This window comes from Telmatocola sphagniphila (genome assembly GCF_018398935.1).
Taxonomy (GTDB): domain Bacteria; phylum Planctomycetota; class Planctomycetia; order Gemmatales; family Gemmataceae; genus Telmatocola; species Telmatocola sphagniphila.
Map to the genome: position 1 here is coordinate 4,977,730 of NZ_CP074694.1, position 17,636 is coordinate 4,995,365.

Here is a 17,636-nt window from a genome sequence, read left to right on the forward strand (position 1 = left end):
CCTTACGCTCGGATACATGGCCCAACACAGCTACAACCGCGGTTCCAGATCGGGCGGCAAATCGCCGCGTTGCTTATCCTTGGCAAACGCTTCGATGAATTCTTCGATCTGCTTGCGGGTATTCATCCGGCCAATCGGACCCATCTTGTCGATGAATAAGGCCCCTTGCAGATGGTCTACTTCGTGCTGCCAGAGCCGTGCGCCCAGATCGTTCGAAACCATCTCGAACAATTCCCCCTTCAGGTTGTAGGCCTGCACGCGAACCGTTTTATAGCGTCGGATATTGGTGAAGACTCCCGGAAAGCTCAGACAGCCTTCCCGGTCATTCACCTGGGCTCCCTGCATATTGACGATCACCGGGTTGATGGCCACACATTCGTTTTCTTTTTCTTCCGGCTTCCCGGAGAAATTCATCACCAGTATCTGCAACGGCAGTCCCACCTGGGGACCGGCCAGCCCCAGGCCTTCGTGCTTGTACATCAGCTCCAGCATCTCGCCGGCCTGAATGGCCAATTCCTTGGAAATCGTCGATATCGGCTCGGCCTTGGCCCGCAATACCGGGTGTGGGTAATTCAGAATCTTCATAATGGTATTTTAATGGCGCCCGGCCTCGAAAAGGTAGTGCCGGCGTCCGAGAAACAGGACCCAAGAAATCGGGAGAGACTTCTCACCACCCGATGCGGTATTATATCTCCTTCGACGAACGGCCCTCGATGACGGAACTCCATGCGCTGGATCTTCTTTGCGGCTCTTATCCTTTTGACGGCCCTGGTGCTGCAGGCCGGCCTGCTGGCCTTCGCCATGTACGTACTACTGGGGCTTCTGCTGCTGTCGCGCTGGCTGGCGAAAGAATGGATCACTGGGCTGACGGCGAAACGGGAAAGCCGCACGCTGGAACCGGCCGAAATCGGCGACAAAGTCGAGATCAAAGTTAAGGTGAAAAATAGCGGCCGGATCACCGTGGCCTGGTTGCTTCTCGAAGATTTACTGCCTGAAAAAGCCCGCCGGCAAAAACGCTTCCGACTCAAAGGCAAAGCCATCAAGATCGCAATGCTGCGGGCCGGTAAGACCGCCGTGCTGAAGTATAACATTTTGTGCGAAATGCGCGGGCTGTTTCAAATCGGGCCGACCATTCTGGAAACCGGGGATCTCTTCGGGCTGCATCGCCGGCATCGCATCGTCACCCAGCCGATATTTCTAATGGTCTATCCCAAGGTGCTGCCGCTGCCCAAGTACAACTTCGCTTCGCAGCGGCCGATTGGCGAAGTGAATATGGCCCATCGCCTTTTTGAAGATCCCACCCGCCATGCGGGTGTCCGGCCCTACCAGATCGGCGATCCGTTGCAGCGTGTGCACTGGCGGGCGACCGCCCGGACCGGCGAGATCATGTGCAAAGTGTACGATCCGACTTCGCTGGCCGGGGCCACCATTCTGCTCGACTTTCACATCGATAGCTATCACAAACGAGGCGAGCCGCACCGTTCGGAACTCGGTGTCACCGCCGCCTGTTCCATCGCCTACGCCGTGAGTCTTTTGAATCAGCAGGTCGGCCTCTGCACCAATGGCAAAGACGCCGCGGATCGCGTACGGCTGAATGTGCACATCCAGGAAGGGGAAGATACTTCCACCAACAGCTACGAAACCCGGGAAGAAGCCAAAAAGGAAGGGGCGATGCAGACCAGCAGCGATCGTCTCCGTCCGATGGTAGTGGAAACGCGCCGGGGGATTGAACAGTTTCAGAAAATCCGGGAAACTCTAGCCCGCATCGAACTGACCGATGGCCTGCCGTTCGCGCGCATGGTCTTTGAATTGATCGGTCGCATTCCCCGGGATGCCACCATCATTGCGCTGTTGGGAACCGTGACTCCCGAAAATGCCAACGCCCTCGGGACTTTGCGCCGCCAGGGTTTTGCCATCACGGTGATTTGTCTGATGATGGACGAGAGCGAGGAAACGGAAAAATCGATCGGTCGGCTCTACGCGGAAGGGATTCGGGACGTTCGCCATTTGCCCAATGAAGAGGCTCTCTCTCAACTGTGCGAACAAAGCACCTTCGGCGGCACGCCCTACAGCATGGCCGTGGCCTATTAACGCATCTTCAATTTACCGGTCGTGTAAACTTCTTCGAGCATGTTCTTGGCCATCGGGGGCAAGGGGCCGTCGTGCACGGTCTGCATGGTCAGATGCGCGGCGTAGTCGACCCGCTTCAACTGAATGTCGTGATCGATAATCATCGCATAGGCACAGCGGGGATCCCCGTCGCGCGGCAGTCCGATGCTGCCGGGGTTGATGACGGTCGTCCCGCCGACTTTCAAGGTGTAGGGTATGTGCGTATGTCCGACGCAGACATAATCGACGTTCAGACCTTCCAATCTCGGCGCCCAGAAATTGAGATCGGGCGGCGCGTATTCATCCATCGGGTCCCATGGCGAAGCGTGACAGAGCATGAAGCGTTTGCCATCGAGTGTAAGAAACTGGGTTAAGGGCAAACTCGACAGATAGCCCCGTTCGTCTTCGGTGAGATTCTCGATGGTCATCGGCCGGGTCACACTTGTCAGGTAGCGAAAGCCGACGTTACCCATGGTGTTGATGCGCTGCGCGGCCCCGTGGTCGTGATTGCCGCGCACACCATAGGAGGCGTTCTTGCGCACCCATTCGATGCAGGGGGAGGGCTCGGGACCATAGTCGACCAGGTCGCCCAGGAACAGGCAAATATCGAACTCGTCCTGCACCGCTTGCAGCGCCTGCCAGTTGCCGTGAATATCGGAGACCAGAAGAATTCGCATTAAGAGAACATAGAAGATGAAAGTATGAAGGGGCAATCAGTTACGTCGATTTTCGATCAGATAGTTTACCGGAAGCGAACGGCACTTTCCTCCGCCAATATTTAAAAGGAATCAATTAATTCCGTCGTTGAAGGCGGGAACTTCTCCGGTAGAACAAGGGGTGCTGGATTCGGCACCGGAGCTACTGGAGAAACCTTTGCTCGATATTTTAATGTTTCTTCTGGCCTGGCTCGGCCACGCCTGCTTCATGATGGTCCTGCTGAACATGGCCTATTCGATGCCCTGGGACCGCAATTTCCGGAAAGTATTTCGACTGTTGATGGGCCTTTGGATTTTTCTGGGGCCACTCTATTACTACTACCTCTTCGGACAGATTAATCCACTGAACACGCACGCCCGCGGCACGGTGCTGATCCTGGCGCATGCTTTGTACATGGGTATCTCTTTTACCTTCGCCATCGTCGCTTTGCCTTTGATCACGATCGTCCGGCTGCGACGTAAACCGCCCAAAAATCTGCTCCGCGAAACCACCGAAGTGCTGGATGTGGAACAGGTGCTCGGCCACAAACCCGTGGGAGATGGCAAATATCACTTCCTGGCGGACCTGCCATTCAACATGCTGTTCAAGGTCGACTTCACCACCTTGAGAATCGGTATCCCGAATCTGCCGGCCGAGTGGGAAGGGCTGACCATCCTGCATCTGAGCGATATGCACTTCATCGGCACGCCGGGCAAGGAGTACTTCGATGCGATTGTGGAAAAGTGCCTGGAATATGGACCCCACGATCTGGTGGTGATCAGCGGCGACATCATTGACACCAACAAGCATATCGCCTGGATCGAACCGATTCTCGGCCGGCTCAAAGGCACACACGGCACCTACGCCATTCTCGGAAATCACGACTGGTGGCAGGATTCGGATGCCGTGCGGTCGAAGTTGCGCGAACTGAACATCACCGTGCTGGGAAACAACTGGGAAACCGTGAAAATCAAGGGTCAGCCGATGACGATCATCGGCAACGAACAACCCTGGTTTCATCCCGGGCCCGACCTGTTCGCGGCCCCCAGCGGCGTATTCAAATTGCTGATCAGCCACACTCCCGATTACGTCTATTGGGCGGCATCGAAGGGCGTGCAGCTCATGCTCTCGGGGCACAATCACGGCGGGCAGCTTCGTCTGCCGATCTTTGGATCGATTTTCGTGCCGAGCTGGTACAGCCGGCGATTCGATATGGGGACATTTGCCGTCAAAGGCACGATGCTACACGTCAATCGCGGCATGGGTTCCAAGGAACCGTTGCGGTTTTTGTGCAATCCCCAGGTCTCGCGCATCCTCCTGGAACGGATCTAAAAAAAGAACTCGAGGACGCGTTCCTCCCGGCCGTTCTTTCTTAAATAATATCATGGGTCAATTACTCTGCCGCACGGCCGGGGTTTCTGAGGTCGAATCGGCCCTGAAGCTTCTCCGGGATCCCCGTCTGAGCGAGAAACAGAATCTGTTTCAATGGTCGCATCGCGTGCGGCTGTTTCAGATCGGGACGATCGAACTGGATCACATTCTCGTCTGCCTGGAGGCGGACGAGATCGTCGGCACACTCCTGGTGCAGGACGATTCCAAAGCTTCCGCGGTGATCTGGCCGCCCGGCACGATCACATCCAATCGCCGCTCGGAAATCGAAGAAAATCTGTTCCTCGCGCTGAAGGTGCGAGCCCGGCAGAAGGGCTGGACCAACATCCTGGCCTTCCCCGATTCCCGGGATCTTCCCCTGCTCGATTCTCTGAGGCAGGGCGGCTTCGAAAACATCACCCAGGTGCAAGAGCTATTGCGATCGGATACCGTGTCCGAAGAGGGAAAAGTTCCGCCGCTGGAGTGGGTCGATTATCGCTATTGCGACCGCGCGCTTTTCGAACGAATTTTCACCGCCACATTCGAAGGTTCGCTCGATTGTCCCGAGCTCAACGAGGTTCGGACGGCCGCCGAAATTTTGGAAGGTTACCGGCAGAGCGCGCCGGACCTGCGCCGGTGGTGGTTGATCCGGAATCAGGGACAGGAAATCGGCATCGTGCTGCTCTCGGATGCTCGGGAAGAGGGCTGGGAGATTGCCTACCTGGGAGTACTGCCGGGCTGCCGGAAACGGGGGCTCGGAAGCCAGCTTCTTCACGAAATCCTCCAGAAATGTTCGCTATTCGGCATTAGAAGCCTGCACGTCCGCGTCGATGTGCGCAACTTGCCCGCCTTACGTTTGTATGAGAAAAATCGGTTCCGATTGCAGCGGTCCCATCAAGTTTGCCTGATACGACGCTTTTGAGGGTGGCCTAAATCGGGGTATTTGGTGAAGAACGATTCCAGTCTTGACGGTCGAAATCAAGTGGTCAACTTGCATTACATTTGCGCATTTAACGATTTTGACGCTTGTAGCGATTTTAAGGATGCGCCTAACAGCTTCTGCACCTTACCTGTCTTCATCAGTTTCATTCCTGTTTGCAAGCCTGCCGAATCGAGCGATATTAAACCCTCGGCCCCTCGAAGGCGCAGGGACGCGGGTGTTCTATGCTCGATAGGTCGCATGTAATTTTGCATCTGGGAAAGGCCCTTCCATCTCCGTGGTGAAACTCGAGGCGAAGCCTGAAATGCTCGCCCCCGTACCGGCGTCCCCGGTGTCGGAAACGCTATCGGCTGCGCTGATCCGAAGAATCGGCGAAGATCGCTACAACTTCTGGTTCACCGGTCATACGCGAATCGAACGGGAAGCGGGCGTGCTCAAAATCGCCTGCCGAAATCCCCACTCGCAGGAGTGGCTGCGCAGCCAGTTTTCCGAAGCGATCCAGGAAGCGGCTCAGGACGCTTTCGGTGAACCGTTAATTCTTCAGTTCAGCAGCGACGAAAAGACCTTTCCGCCGGGCAAATCCGAAAGCCGCAGCCGGACGGCCGCGCCGGGGGCCGAACAAAAAGCGAATCCCGCTTCGGAAACCGGTAAAGCCACTCCGCAGACGCTCTTCGATGAGGTCGAGCAGTCCGCCCTGGAAGTTCCCAATTACGTCGAGCTGCCGCGCCGGCCCGCCAACGAAGAACCGGCTCGCTCTCTGGCTTCGCCGCAGCGAAAGTGGCGCTCGCTCAACGATTTCATCGTCGGCTCCTGCAATCGCGTGGCTCATGCGACGGCGATCAGCATCATCGAATCCCCGGGGCAGGAAGCCAATCCTCTGGTGCTGTACGGCCCTTGCGGTACCGGGAAGACGCACCTGTTGGAATCGATCTACGTCGGCCTCCGGAAGCGTCGGCCGATGGCCCGGCTCACCTACATCACGGCCGAGGAGTTTTTGAATCGCTTCGTGCAGATGCTGAAGACCAATAAGCAGGCGAACTTCCGCAGAACCTTCCGCGAATGCGATGCGCTGTTCCTCGATGATCTGTCCTTCCTGGCCGGTAAGCGCGGTTCGCAGGAAGAATTCCTGCATACCTTCGATGTGCTGCAGTCGGAAGGGCGACAGGTCGTCGTGACCCTCGACACTCACCCGCGCCTCTGCGATGATCTGATTGAAGAATTAGTGGATCGCCTGCTCGGGGGTGCCATCGCCAGTCTGATGCCGCCCGATACGGAAACCCGCTTTCAGATTTTGCGCGCCAAGACGCATCTGACCAATCCGCCGATTCCCGATTCCGTCCTGCAATTTCTGGCCGGCAAACTGCGCGGCAACGTGCGGGAACTGGAAGGGGCCATTCATAGCATCCGGCATTTCAGCAAGGTGACCGCTCAACCGGTGACGTTGGAACTGGCTCAGGAAGCTCTGGGCGATCTGATTCGACACGCGATGCGAGTGGTGAATATCGGCGATGTGGAAGGGGCCGTATGCGAAGCCCTTCGGCTGCCCAGCGGCATTTTGCGCTCCAAGCAGCGGACCTGGATGGTCAGCCATCCTCGTATGATTGCGATTTATCTCAGCCGCAAGCACACGACGGCGACTTACGGTGAGATCAGCGCTTACTTCGGGAACAAGACCCACAGCACGGCCGTGGCTGCGGAGAAAAAAGTGAAAAGCTGGCTCGCCCAGAACGAACCGATGAAGCTGGGCGAGCGGGATTGGATGGTCAAAGATCTCATCGATCGGATCGAACGCACCTTGCAACGATAATCAACCGGCCAGTTTCAATTCCGCGGCCACATTCGGCTCGCCGGGGATGCGGGCATCGCTGGGGTGCCAGAGTTCCTGTCGATTGCGAACCCGTTCCGCCAGAATCGCAATCTTCTCCGCCGAACCGGGCGTTGCACTGGTCGGGGCCACCGGATGCACTCCTTTACCAGAGAAGTTTCCTTCGCCGCGCCGGGCATATTTACTGGTCGAGGGATAAAGTTCTTTCACTCCCGGGGTGTAGAAGCAGCACCAGCAAAGCCCGCGGGGGCGGCTGACTTTGGCTTTTTTGCAGTGTCGGCAAATCATATCGAGCTCCTTGGATAAATGGTGTTCGTTCAGGGCAGGGAAATTAAGCGGCATTGCGGACGGCCCGAGTGACGGCCACGCGGAATCGTTCGTTCAGGGTGCGGTCGATTTCGCCCAGCAGGCCGAATCGCATGGCGCTGCGGGGGGTGGTGTCGTACCACTCCAGAAAAGGCCGGCAGGCTTCAGGATGGCCCAGACGGTTGCCGGCTTCGGCGCAGATTTCGTCGAAGTGCTGTTCGATTTCGCCCACGCTGTTGAGGGATTCGCCGCGCCAGCCGCAGTAGCTCAGGGCACAGCAGGCTTTAATCGGTTCCAGGCGATTGGGTTTCACGGCCAAGGGGTATGTGGTCGCACCTTGCAGGATGCGGGAGTCGTCTCGTTTGAGGGCCTTTCGCAGGGCTTCCAGTCCCAGGGTCGGCAGCAGGGGGGCGAAGCCGTTTCGCCAGATGTATTGCCAGGTTTCCATGTTCGGTACTCCTTCAAAACTCCGTATTGGATCCGACTATTTAAATGTATACTTGTACAGTATACCTGTCAAAGAGGATCGGCGGTTGGAAGGGGCTTTTTGGAGGATTTTGTCTAATAAAAGAGGGGTTTTGGCGGCTTCGAGGAGAAAATTAGACTTGAGAGGAGGCTAATATTAGACATTGTTAGACAAGTCAAAGCGGTTTGGATTCGACCCTAGAATTTGCGAAGAGGGATGGTGAAGCAGGTCATCTATCGAACTTGGCATGAACCCTTAACCAAAACCATTCCGGTCGATTTTGTAGGCCAATTCACAGATTGCGATTCCCAGAATAGCTGATAGAGTTTGAGACAGGTGGTTGAGATAGGAGCGCCTTCATGACAACTGTGTTCGATGTGGCCCATTATGTTCTTCAGCAGAAGGGCCCGATGAGCCATATGAAACTTCAAAAGCTGGTCTACTACTGTCAAGCCTGGTCACTGGTTTGGGAAGAGAAACCGATTTTTGAAGATCGAATTGAAGCCTGGGCGAATGGCCCGGTGGTGCCCGCATTGTTCGCTCAACTGAAGGGAAAATTTATCATTCAAATCGAAGATTTACCTGCTTCCAAGCAACTTCAGGATAAGCAAAAGGAAGTCGTCAATAAAGTGATTGATTTTTATGGAATCCACGATTCTCAGTGGCTTTCGGACTTAACCCACATGGAAAAGCCGTGGCAGGATGCCCGGAAGGGAATCGCCGTGGGAGCTCGAGCGAATAGCGAAATCACCCATGCCAGCATGGCAGAGTATTACTGTGGACTGTAATACTACTCCGAATCCATGAGCAAGAAGCCCAAAATCGCCCAGAGCCCAGCTCCTCCAAGTCCAAGATTGGGTAATGAAAATCCCGAAGAGTTCCGTGACCAGACGCCGGTTTGGAGTATCTCGATTTTCGACCATCAAGGACCTTGGGGCAAGCATCTCTGCGAGCAAAAAGATCATCTCTGGGACGAGATATACCCCAAGTTGAGAAATTACGAATCGATGACTTGGAATGAGATCCTACAAAATTCGAAAAGAGATCACTCAATTGAGGTTTATAAACTGATAAAGTTGGCCCAAAAGCGCTTAGTTGAACTGCGATTAGATGATTACGACAACCTATTCCGATTTCGCCTTTCTGGCGAAATGCGAGTATGGGGAATCCGAGAAGGGCGCGTGTTTCGACTGCTCTGGTGGGATCCGGAGCATGAAATCTGCCCTTCAATTAAAAAACATACCTGATATAGCTTTTCTTGAGATCATGAAAGGGCTTGTCCGAGTCAACATTCAGGCGAACAGACACACACCACCCAATAAAAAAACCACCCGCTTTTGGCGGATGGCTTTGCAAATTTCAAATTCCGATCGCTGATTACTCTTTCACTTCAAACCCGAACAGCTTGGCCACGCCTTCCACCAGGAAACCCGCCGGCTTGCTGGTCTGCTGGTAGCCCCACATGCTGTGCAGCAGTTCGAAGCTCATTAGAGCCCCGACGAACATCAGGAGCATGCACGGGATCAGAACGCCCACCGGCAGCCAGCCCCAATCGGCCGGAGCAGGAACCATGGCACCGCCGCGAACGACTTGTCCGTCTTCATCCAGTTCGATATCGCCTTCGTCGTTGTTGACGCCGCGAAGTGCCCGGCTGGCCGAGATGCTATCGTCGAGATCGATCTCGTCGAAGCTGATGCCGCCATCGCTGGCGCTCTTAAGTCCCTTGGCCTTGGCGCCCTTCTTGGCTTTCGGAGCGTCTTCATCGAGTTCGACGACTTCGCTGGCGCTTTCTTCCGAATCGCTATCGCCGTCCGAGCCTTCCACGGCCAAGTCGAAGTCGGAATTTTCGACATCCGTATCGGTGCCCGACTCATCGAGAGCCTGAACTTCGGAGGCCGAGTCGTCTTCCAGGGCCGGGAGTTCGAAATCGGTTTCGAAGATATCGCCTTTTTCCCCTTCCAGAGCCGGGTGGCTGTCGGAGGAAGATTCATCCAGGTTCAATTCGAATTCGCTGTCCGAATCGACGTAGGCTTCTTCTTTTTTGCCGCTCTTGGAAGGCGAATCGAGATTTACTTCGAATTCGATGTCATCCGAGCTTTCGGGTTTCCGGTTCTTCTCGAGCGACACGCCGCTGTCGGCGGGTTTGTTGAGATTGATGCCGCTGCGACCGGCGGCCGGGCCACCTTTGACCGATTTGCCGATGTCCACATCTTCGCTGCTGCTGGAGTCGGTGTTCAGTGAAAGTTCGAACTCATCGCTATCGGTTTCCAGGGTGAGTTCGAATTCGCTGCTGTCGCTATTTTCGGCCGGTTTGGGAATCTTGCCGGAAGCGCCCTTGGTCGGCTTGGGAAGCTCGAGCGAAATTTCCTCGGTGACTTCCTGCTTGGGGGATTTGCCTTTGTTGGCCTTTTCCAGCCGGACGTCGCTGTCGGAGCTGGTCTTGATCAGGGGCACGTCGCCCAGATCGAGATCGGGTCCGGAATCGAGAATCAGGGGAATGTCGTCGTCGCTGGCCGGCTTCTTGGAGCTGCCAACTGCGGAGGCGGGTTTGGTGATATCGGGCAGGCGAACTTCGTCTTCGCTGCTACCGCCTTGTGTACGGGCCAGTTCGTCGATTTCCGACGCCTTGAAGCGGAGCGTACTGCCATCTCGCAGAGAACGGATATGCTTCCATTCTTCGCGGAGCTTCTTCTTCATTTCATCGACAGAAATGCCGAGTTTGCCCGCGGCTTCATCCAATGTATAAGTCTGCGCCATGACCGATGCCTTCGTCGAAGTACGACGGAGAAAGGGTTACCCGGAACGCCTCCACCCATGAAGCTTCCGCTACCTGATTGTAACCGCCACTTTAAAAATTGCAAAGTTTATAGAGACAGGGCAAAGCGGGTAGACAGGACAGAAAGCGGAGCCGAGAAGGAATATGCCGATTATTCTGGCATCAATTCGAGAAACCTCAATCCGACTTGCTCCCGCGCTGCCCTCCGACGTCCTTAATTGGCTAACCATGGCAGCGATCTTCGAGTGACAATCACTACCAACACTAATGATATGCTCAGCATCAATCGAACGATTGGCATACGATCAGACCTAAATTTGAACTCAATCATTTGAGAAACAGCAGAATACCTTAGACGAAAATCGGATTTATCCGTATTGACTCGCCCCAAATCGACGATTAATTTAAGTAGCGGGCGCGGACTGACATCCCGTGAGAGATTACAACCAGGTTCCGTGAAGACGGAGAAGAACACACAATCGACCTGGATTGGACAGGGTTCACGAATGTGAGCCTTTCTTTCAACCGCAACTTCAAAAAGCCAAGCGAGCATCGCTTGGCTTTTTTTGTTCGCAGCGGTGCTGGCCTATTAGAGAGAGCGGATATTAACTACTGATTGCCAAGTTTGAGCATGTGAGCAACCGTCTTTTGAGTTAGAATTCCATCTCCAGCGGTTGTGGCAACACGACCTTATTCGATTCGCCTCTAGTTTCCTCCTCCTCAATTTCGACTTTAAATTTAAACGGTGGCAAATCGTAGGCAAAAACGTGAAAAATCAGCACAAGCTTACCTTGCCTCGCTTCGATCATTAATTGACTACAAGAATTAAGATCTATTTCCATCATTGGAAGATCTTCTGTATGACCTGGATGAATGAGAAGTAAAGCACATCGATGATGCCCAGATTGCATCGGGTGCCATCCAGAAGGTTGTAGTGTGCCAATTGCGACTGTTACTATCCCATTTTGTAATGTTGCTGGGCCTTTATTGAATAATTGGAGATTCAGACGCAAAAAAGAGCCTCGCCTGAGCACTCCCAGTCCGTACTCTTGTGGCGTGCTTTTGATCTTTAGTACAGCGTATGCATTCCGGTTCGGGAAAAACAAGCTACGTAATACTGCAGGCGGGATGTCGACGAAATTATCTCCAACACGCATTACCCATCGCTTCCCAATATTTGCTCGATGGGGTTTGTACTCACTCTCAGGTATGTAACAGACTACAAAACCCTTGCCACCTTGAGTTGAATCAGGGAACGCTTCTATTTCCACTCCAGGAACAGGCGGATCAACAGCATTCAATAAGAATTGTTTCAATCTCGCTTTAAAAACTTCGGGATTTTGTACCAAATTGAATCCGCATGCCTGTTCGATCAAGCTTCCTTGCGGCTTGCGGGCATCTATACCCCAAACGAAAACGCCACCGCTCGTATTAGCGAATCCCGACAGTGCTTCACAAAAAAATTCGTTAATCCGTCCTTCTCTTAATTCAGTTGGTGAATTGGGACCAGGAGTCAAATCGTTAGCGCCTTTGAATTCGCGGTATTCGGTCTCTTCAGTTGGAGGCCGACTGTTTACCAAGCTTTTTAAAAAGGAAGCTGGGTCTTCAAAGCCCTCGTGAGCCTTAATTTCATTGAAAAAATTTTGTGCGGCTGATGGACGGTTGGGCATTTTCTCTCTCGGTCAGAAATCCATGAAAGTAGATATTCTATAGTCTTTTTTCGGTCAGCTTTAAGCCATCCGTTCTTCAACCGAGCGAATCAACCTTCGATTCCCTACCTAAAAACGCCCTTAGCTCCCATCGAACGCCCAGGCTTCCATTGTCCAAACGGACCAATGAAAGCCACGGGTGGTCGAACGATTTAATCCTCAATTTCCGAACTTCTCGACGATCGCCGTCAGGTGCTTTCGCACCTCATCTTCCTGCTTCGGCTGAGCGATCGCCCGGAGAACTTCCACCAAAACGGAGCGAATCGTATCCTGGAGATCGGGAACCGGGTTCGGATTCGTTTTGGGCAAACCCGGCAAAGGGATCCCGAGTCGACCGGCCAAGAGAACAATGGCCATCCCGATCAAACTGTACAGAAACTCATTCATCATGGGGCACTCTCTTTCTTCTTGGAAATGAATAACAGCAGGGCCAACCCACCCAGAATCCAGACACTGGCAGGAACTTGATTCAAAGAAGGCAACGCGATATTGGGCAGTACCGGCTTCTTGTTCGGGTCGGGATCGGCGTCCGGCTTATAGTTCGGATCGGCCTGCCGTAACGCCAACGCCAGACCGGCCGGTCCGCTCGAATAATCGCGAAACCGAAACACCACCGGCGACTTGCCATCCAGGCGGGGTGCCGGCTGAAAGGTGATTCCCGGTGCGAAACCGACGCTGGTCACCGCCCAATGATCGGTCGGATAATCCTGAAACAGCAACTTGTCGCGGTAGGGCGCCAACTCAGGAGCCGATTCCCAATCCCGGCGCACCTGCTCGCGAAACGCCGTATCGCCGACCACCGTCAATCGACCTTTACCGCTATCATCTTCGAGAGCATCGAACGCCGACAGTGCCTGGCCTCGACTAATCGATTGGCCGTTGAGGCGATATTCCAGTCGGGTCCGCAACCGCTCGGGATGCAGACCATAATTGGTGATCTCCGATTCCGCCAGGTCCGGCTTCGCGGGAGAATCGCCACAAATTACAGGGAAATTGCTCGGCGCGGCGGCTCGGGGTGGGACTTTGGCGGGAGTGGGAATAGAGGTCGGAATCGGCGGCGGACCCGGTTTCAGCAAGACGATGGCCCAGCCCCCATTGAGCGCTTTCCAACGGGAAACAAACTCCGCCGTCGGCAACCAGAGCCACTTGCCCGGAAAATTGTTGTCCTGAATCACCGCAAATCGATCCGACATATGGACCAGATTGACCATGTGGTAAATCGAACCGCGGTAGAAAACGCCATCGGCGCCGCTGTAGGTCACGCAAACATAACGGCCGGTTTTCAGCGCTCGCTTCAGGAAATCGACATCGCCCCCGGTATGCTGCAGATACGGAGGAACCGGCTTGTGCTGACGATCCGCCAGTGTGTGAATCACTTCATCCACCTTTTCCGGCCAGCCGCCGCCCGGCTGAGTCGTCATGTAATCGCGAATACCGATCAGCGTCCCTTCGTTCGCCCAGCGCGCGGCCAGATCGATACTGGTGAAGACGCAAAGCCCCAGTCCATCACGGCCAGCCAGGTTCCTCAGATGCTCGGAAACGGGAAGATGGCAGGTAACCGCCTCTTCCTCCAACAGAGGGCCGTTGGCCCGAATGCCATCGGGGGCGGCGAGCCACCCCGTCAGGCCAAGACTCAGAAAAAGTGACAATAGCATCATTTCGGGCTCCTTCAAAAAATGAGTATTTGATTCGGCCCAGATGTGGCCAAATCGACACGCGTGTATTAGAATACACCTAAGCTCGAATTTCCGCGATCTCGGTGAAACCTAAAATTTCGGAGAGTCTCCCCATGCTGCGACTGACCCTGCACCGCTATGCCACGCCCATCGGATGCCTGCTTTTGGCCACCGACGGCACCAAACTTTTCGCTGTCGATTTTGGAGATGACATCGGGAAGATTCAAAAAATGATTCAGCGCTACCACGGGAAAGCGGAAGTGGTGGAATCGAAAGACTCCTGCCCCTGGAACGAAGAACTACGCTCCTATTTCAACGGCGACCTGACAGCACTCGACGCCATTCCCATCGCCTGGGCCGGAACCGATTTTCAGCAGAAAGCGTGGCAGCACCTGCGGACCATTCCAGTAGGAAAAACGGAAAGTTACGGGCAGATGGCCAAAGCTCTGGGAGTTCCCAAAGCCAGCCGGGCGGTAGGACGGGCCAACGGTAGCAATCCGGTTGGACTGGTCGTGCCCTGCCATCGCGTCATCGGGGCCAACGGCTCATTGACCGGGTATGGCTTCGGCGTCGACCGCAAACGCTGGCTGTTGAAACACGAAGGGGTGGAAGTGAAGTAGCTAGCAGTTAAAGCAGATTGAAATCGGCGGTTCATTGCTTAGAAATACGAATTCTTATGCAATACTTTCGCCGATTTCTGGAACTGATCCGCTTCAGTCACACCCTCTTCGCGCTCCCCTTCGCGCTGATGAGTGCGACACTCGCCTGGAACCTGGAAGCCGGCTTCCGCGGGCTCGATCTGCTGGGCATTCTGCTCTGTATGATTTTCGCGCGCTCGGCCGCCATGGCCTTCAATCGCCTCGTCGATCGAAAAATCGATGCGACTAACCCCCGTACCGCGAAACGCCACCTGCCCGCCGGGCTGCTTTCGGTACCGGCAGTCACACTCTTCACTCTCTTTTGCGCGGCGGCCTTCGTCGCTTCAACCACCCTTTTCTACTATCGCGAACCTTCCAACCCCTGGCCGTTGTATCTCTCCGGGCCGGTGTTGATCTTCATCTGCTTCTACTCCCTGACCAAGCGTTTCACCGCTCTGGCCCACTTCTGGCTGGGCGCTTCCCTGATGCTGGCCCCGATCTCCGCCTGGATCGCCATCGCCGGTTTGAAACAGTTGCAACTCCCCCTTTGGATCGGCCTAGCCGTGCTGTTCTGGTCTACCGGTTTCGATATCCTGTACGCCTGCCAGGATGTCGATTATGACCGCAAAGCCAAGCTCCACAGCATTCCGGCTAAACTGGGCGTGCGCAACAGCCTGCGACTGGCCGCGCTACTGCACGCCTTGATGCTACCGTTTCTGGTCATTCTTTATTTTCAGGTTCCCGTATTGGGAACGGTCTGGCTGCTAGCCGTGATGGCGGTGGCGGTTTTGTTGATGGTCGAACATCGACTGGTTCGACCGGAAGATTTGAGCCGGGTGAACGCGGCTTTTTTCCAGGTGAATGTGGTGATCAGTATGGGATTATTATTGGTGGTGCTTTGGGAAGTGCTGGTGACGTGAAATAAAAAAGGCACGCCCCGAAGAGCATGCCCCTTTGATATCTTGTTAAATTGTCGGCGGCCGATTACTTAGGCAGTTCGACTTTCAGTATGACCTTCTTACCGTCGCGCGAGACGGTAATTTCGAGCGGCTCACCCCGTTTAGCTTTGTTCATTTCTCCCATGTACGCCGTGATGTTCTTGACTGGCTTCCCGGCGACTTCCACGATCAAGTCGCCCTGGCGTAGTCCGGCTTTTTCGGCCGGGCTATCCTTGCGAGCACCTTCGACAGGCACACCGCCGTTATCTGCGGCATCGTCATAAGCTTTAGCATCGGGAATCAAGCCGATGCTCGGACCGCGGGAATTGCCTTGCACGTTAAAGCTTCCACCGACCTGTATGTAGATGGGTCGATCTTTCTCGGTGGTCAATTCCTTGGCCAGGTCTTCCACCATATCGCAGATCTTCTTCATTCCTTCGAGGTTGATCAGTTCGGGCTTATCGAGCGGACGATGATACTCGGCATGCAGACCTGTGAAGAAGAAGAAAACCGGAACATTCTTCTGGTTGAAACTCTGGTGATCGGAAGGACCATTACCCGTCGAGGTGGTCTGAATCGGGAACTTATACTTTTCGTTCAGCTTCGAGATCAGGCCAGCGAATTCTTTCGCGGTGCCCACGCCGCCGATTTCCAGCTTATTCTTGCCGTCGATTCCAGACAGACGGCCGACCATGTCGAGATTGATCATGGCCACAGTATCCTTTAAGGGAAATATCGGGTGCTTGCAGTAGTGGGCGGAACCCAGCAGACCCCGTTCTTCACCGCTAAAGGTCATGAATACCATACGGCGACCCTGGCGATCTTTCATAGCGCCGAAGCGGCGCGCCAGTTCGATCACGCTAGTGGTGCCAGAACCGTTGTCGTCCGCGCCCCAGTGAATGTCTTTGCTGCCGCGCATCAAGCTGCCGGGTTCGCCCCGTCCGAGGTGATCGTAGTGGGCGCCGATGACTACCGTTTCGTTGGCGAGCGGGCCGGCCCCTTCCAGAACGCCGATGACGTTTTTGACGGCGATTGGAGCGCGAACCACTTCCAATGGAACAGTCGCTTCGAGTTTCCAGTCCTTGACCGCAAAGCTCACCGGTTTCAATTCTTTTTCAATCTTGTCTTCGATCTGGGAAAGCGTTTTACCCGAGCCGGCAAGGAATGCATCGACCGTGGATCGCTTGAGGTGAATCACCGGGATATCCGAGGGAGTTGCTCCTCGAGCATCGGCGTAATTGATCAACTCGTCATTTTCGCCGCCGCTTTCTTTATTGTTCACGAAGGCAATCAGAGCGGCTTTGTGATTTTCGGCCGTGGTCACCTTATTGGTGAGCGCTGCCAGCATTTGAGGGAAGGGCGTATCCTTCTTCTCATACATGGGAGTGCGACGCATGACCACGACGACTTTACCGGCCACATCGACACCGGCATAGTCGTCGTACTTTTCGTCCCGGCTGATGCCGTAGCCGACGAACACGATGTCGGTCGGCTGGATTTTGCCGGGGCCGCTCATGCCGGCGACGCTGAAGTTGACGTTGGTCATCGACAGTTCTTTGCCGCCCGGGCCGGTGATCTTGACGGTGCTGGGCGCTGACTGTTTGTAGCTGCCGCCGATTTTGAAGGGCTGGAAGTAGCTGCCATCGGGCAGGCCGGGCTTCAGGCCGAAGCTTTTGAAGCTGTTGGCGATGTAGTCGGCGGCCTTGTTAATTCCCTGGGTTTCGACCCCGCGCCCTTCGCATTCGGGACCGGCGAGGTAGAAAATATCGGTCTTCATTCGCTCCACCACGGCCTTTTGGACCGTGGCCGCCGTGTCCTGAGCCGAGAGGAAACCTCCGAGGCTAAGGCACAGGCCCAGGGATAAGCTCATCTGTTTCAGCATAGGGTGTCCTGTTAAGAGAATTTGGCTTGCGCGGGGTGAGGGGAATCGTTAAAATTCATTTTCCCCGCCAAGGACCAGGTATGTCTTTGGGTCATTATGCGAAGGAATGACGAAGGAAGACAGGGAAAAACAACCCATTTCGAGTGCGCAATAAGTGTGCCGGATGAAGTTTTAAAAACTGACCTTGCGCTTCCAATCGTTATCAAGTAATTCAGTCTGTATTGATTTTACGGATTGTAGGGAATGAAGAACTGGTGAAATGATTTTCTGGCCGCGATTGCATTCACTTACGGACGGTGAAATTGAT

17 protein-coding genes are annotated in these 17,636 nt (G+C 54.7%); 8 read left to right on the forward strand and 9 right to left on the reverse strand.

Annotation, left to right across the window (positions count from 1 at the left end; genetic code table 11):
• Positions 1-30: 30 nt before the first annotated feature.
• Positions 31-585, reverse strand: coding sequence for a peptide deformylase (def, locus tag KIH39_RS20015; protein WP_213494995.1), 555 nt, complete (start codon positions 583-585; stop codon positions 31-33).
• Between the two features lie 141 nt (positions 586-726).
• Here def and KIH39_RS20020 point away from each other — a divergent pair, with 141 nt between their 5' ends.
• On the forward strand, positions 727-2,091 hold the full coding sequence (locus tag KIH39_RS20020; protein ID WP_213494996.1) for a DUF58 domain-containing protein: 1,365 nt from the start codon (positions 727-729) through the stop codon (positions 2,089-2,091).
• Here the strand turns inward: KIH39_RS20020 and KIH39_RS20025 are convergent.
• Positions 2,088-2,786, reverse strand: a complete 699-nt coding sequence (locus KIH39_RS20025; protein WP_213494997.1) for a metallophosphoesterase family protein — start codon at positions 2,784-2,786, stop codon at positions 2,088-2,090. The two genes, KIH39_RS20020 and KIH39_RS20025, sit on opposite strands and share 4 nt — an antisense overlap.
• A gap of 196 nt (positions 2,787-2,982) precedes the next feature.
• Here KIH39_RS20025 and KIH39_RS20030 point away from each other — a divergent pair, with 196 nt between their 5' ends.
• From KIH39_RS20030 to dnaA, 3 genes are all read left to right on the forward strand, one after another.
• Positions 2,983-4,137 (forward strand): metallophosphoesterase, encoded by a 1,155-nt coding sequence (locus tag KIH39_RS20030; protein WP_213494998.1) that lies wholly within the window; start codon positions 2,983-2,985, stop codon positions 4,135-4,137.
• A gap of 52 nt (positions 4,138-4,189) precedes the next feature.
• The gene (locus KIH39_RS20035; RefSeq protein ID WP_213494999.1) at positions 4,190-5,095 is read left to right on the forward strand and encodes a GNAT family N-acetyltransferase; all 906 of its coding nucleotides are present in this window, start codon (positions 4,190-4,192) and stop codon (positions 5,093-5,095) included.
• 322 nt (positions 5,096-5,417) lie between these two features.
• Complete coding sequence (gene dnaA / locus KIH39_RS20040) at positions 5,418-6,920, forward strand: chromosomal replication initiator protein DnaA (protein ID WP_213495000.1); 1,503 nt, start codon at positions 5,418-5,420, stop codon at positions 6,918-6,920.
• Here dnaA and KIH39_RS20045 read toward each other — a convergent pair whose 3' ends face one another.
• Both KIH39_RS20045 and KIH39_RS20050 read right to left on the reverse strand, forming a co-directional pair.
• Positions 6,921-7,226: a hypothetical protein gene (locus KIH39_RS20045; protein ID WP_213495001.1), complete on the reverse strand. Its 306-nt coding sequence runs from the start codon at positions 7,224-7,226 to the stop codon at positions 6,921-6,923. It lies immediately after the preceding gene.
• Positions 7,227-7,269: 43 nt separating this feature from the next.
• On the reverse strand, positions 7,270-7,692 hold the full coding sequence (locus KIH39_RS20050; RefSeq protein WP_213495002.1) for a hypothetical protein: 423 nt from the start codon (positions 7,690-7,692) through the stop codon (positions 7,270-7,272).
• Between the two features lie 377 nt (positions 7,693-8,069).
• On the opposite strand from KIH39_RS20050, the gene KIH39_RS20055 reads away from it, so the two are divergent.
• A complete protein-coding gene (locus tag KIH39_RS20055; protein WP_213495003.1) occupies positions 8,070-8,498 on the forward strand; it encodes a Panacea domain-containing protein in 429 nt (142 codons plus the stop codon).
• A 15-nt stretch (positions 8,499-8,513) separates the two neighbouring features.
• On the forward strand, positions 8,514-8,957 hold the full coding sequence (locus tag KIH39_RS20060) for a hypothetical protein (protein WP_213495004.1): 444 nt from the start codon (positions 8,514-8,516) through the stop codon (positions 8,955-8,957).
• A gap of 130 nt (positions 8,958-9,087) precedes the next feature.
• Here the strand turns inward: KIH39_RS20060 and KIH39_RS20065 are convergent, their stop codons facing one another.
• The 4 genes from KIH39_RS20065 to KIH39_RS20080 form a co-directional block, all read right to left on the reverse strand.
• A complete protein-coding gene (locus tag KIH39_RS20065; protein WP_213495005.1) occupies positions 9,088-10,467 on the reverse strand; it encodes a hypothetical protein in 1,380 nt (459 codons plus the stop codon).
• Between the two features lie 672 nt (positions 10,468-11,139).
• Positions 11,140-12,156, reverse strand: a complete 1,017-nt coding sequence (locus KIH39_RS20070; protein WP_213495006.1) for an AlbA family DNA-binding domain-containing protein — start codon at positions 12,154-12,156, stop codon at positions 11,140-11,142.
• Between the two features lie 198 nt (positions 12,157-12,354).
• Positions 12,355-12,585 carry a Rossmann-fold NAD(P)-binding domain-containing protein gene (locus KIH39_RS20075; RefSeq protein ID WP_213495007.1) on the reverse strand — a complete coding sequence of 77 codons (231 nt, stop codon included), beginning with the start codon at positions 12,583-12,585 and terminating at the stop codon, positions 12,355-12,357.
• The gene (locus KIH39_RS20080) at positions 12,582-13,853 is read right to left on the reverse strand and encodes a hypothetical protein (RefSeq protein ID WP_213495008.1); all 1,272 of its coding nucleotides are present in this window, start codon (positions 13,851-13,853) and stop codon (positions 12,582-12,584) included. Before KIH39_RS20080 ends, KIH39_RS20075 begins: the two co-directional genes overlap by 4 nt.
• Positions 13,854-13,984: 131 nt before the next feature.
• On the opposite strand from KIH39_RS20080, the gene KIH39_RS20085 reads away from it, so the two are divergent.
• Entirely contained in the window at positions 13,985-14,491 is a 507-nt protein-coding gene (locus tag KIH39_RS20085) for a methylated-DNA--[protein]-cysteine S-methyltransferase (protein ID WP_246539357.1), read from the forward strand.
• Between the two features lie 56 nt (positions 14,492-14,547).
• A complete protein-coding gene (locus tag KIH39_RS20090) occupies positions 14,548-15,429 on the forward strand; it encodes a UbiA-like polyprenyltransferase (protein ID WP_213495009.1) in 882 nt (293 codons plus the stop codon).
• 64 nt (positions 15,430-15,493) lie between these two features.
• On the opposite strand, the gene KIH39_RS20095 is transcribed toward KIH39_RS20090, so the two are convergent.
• Complete coding sequence (locus tag KIH39_RS20095; protein ID WP_213495010.1) at positions 15,494-17,329, reverse strand: M28 family peptidase; 1,836 nt, start codon at positions 17,327-17,329, stop codon at positions 15,494-15,496.
• Between the last annotated feature and the right edge of the window lie 307 nt (positions 17,330-17,636).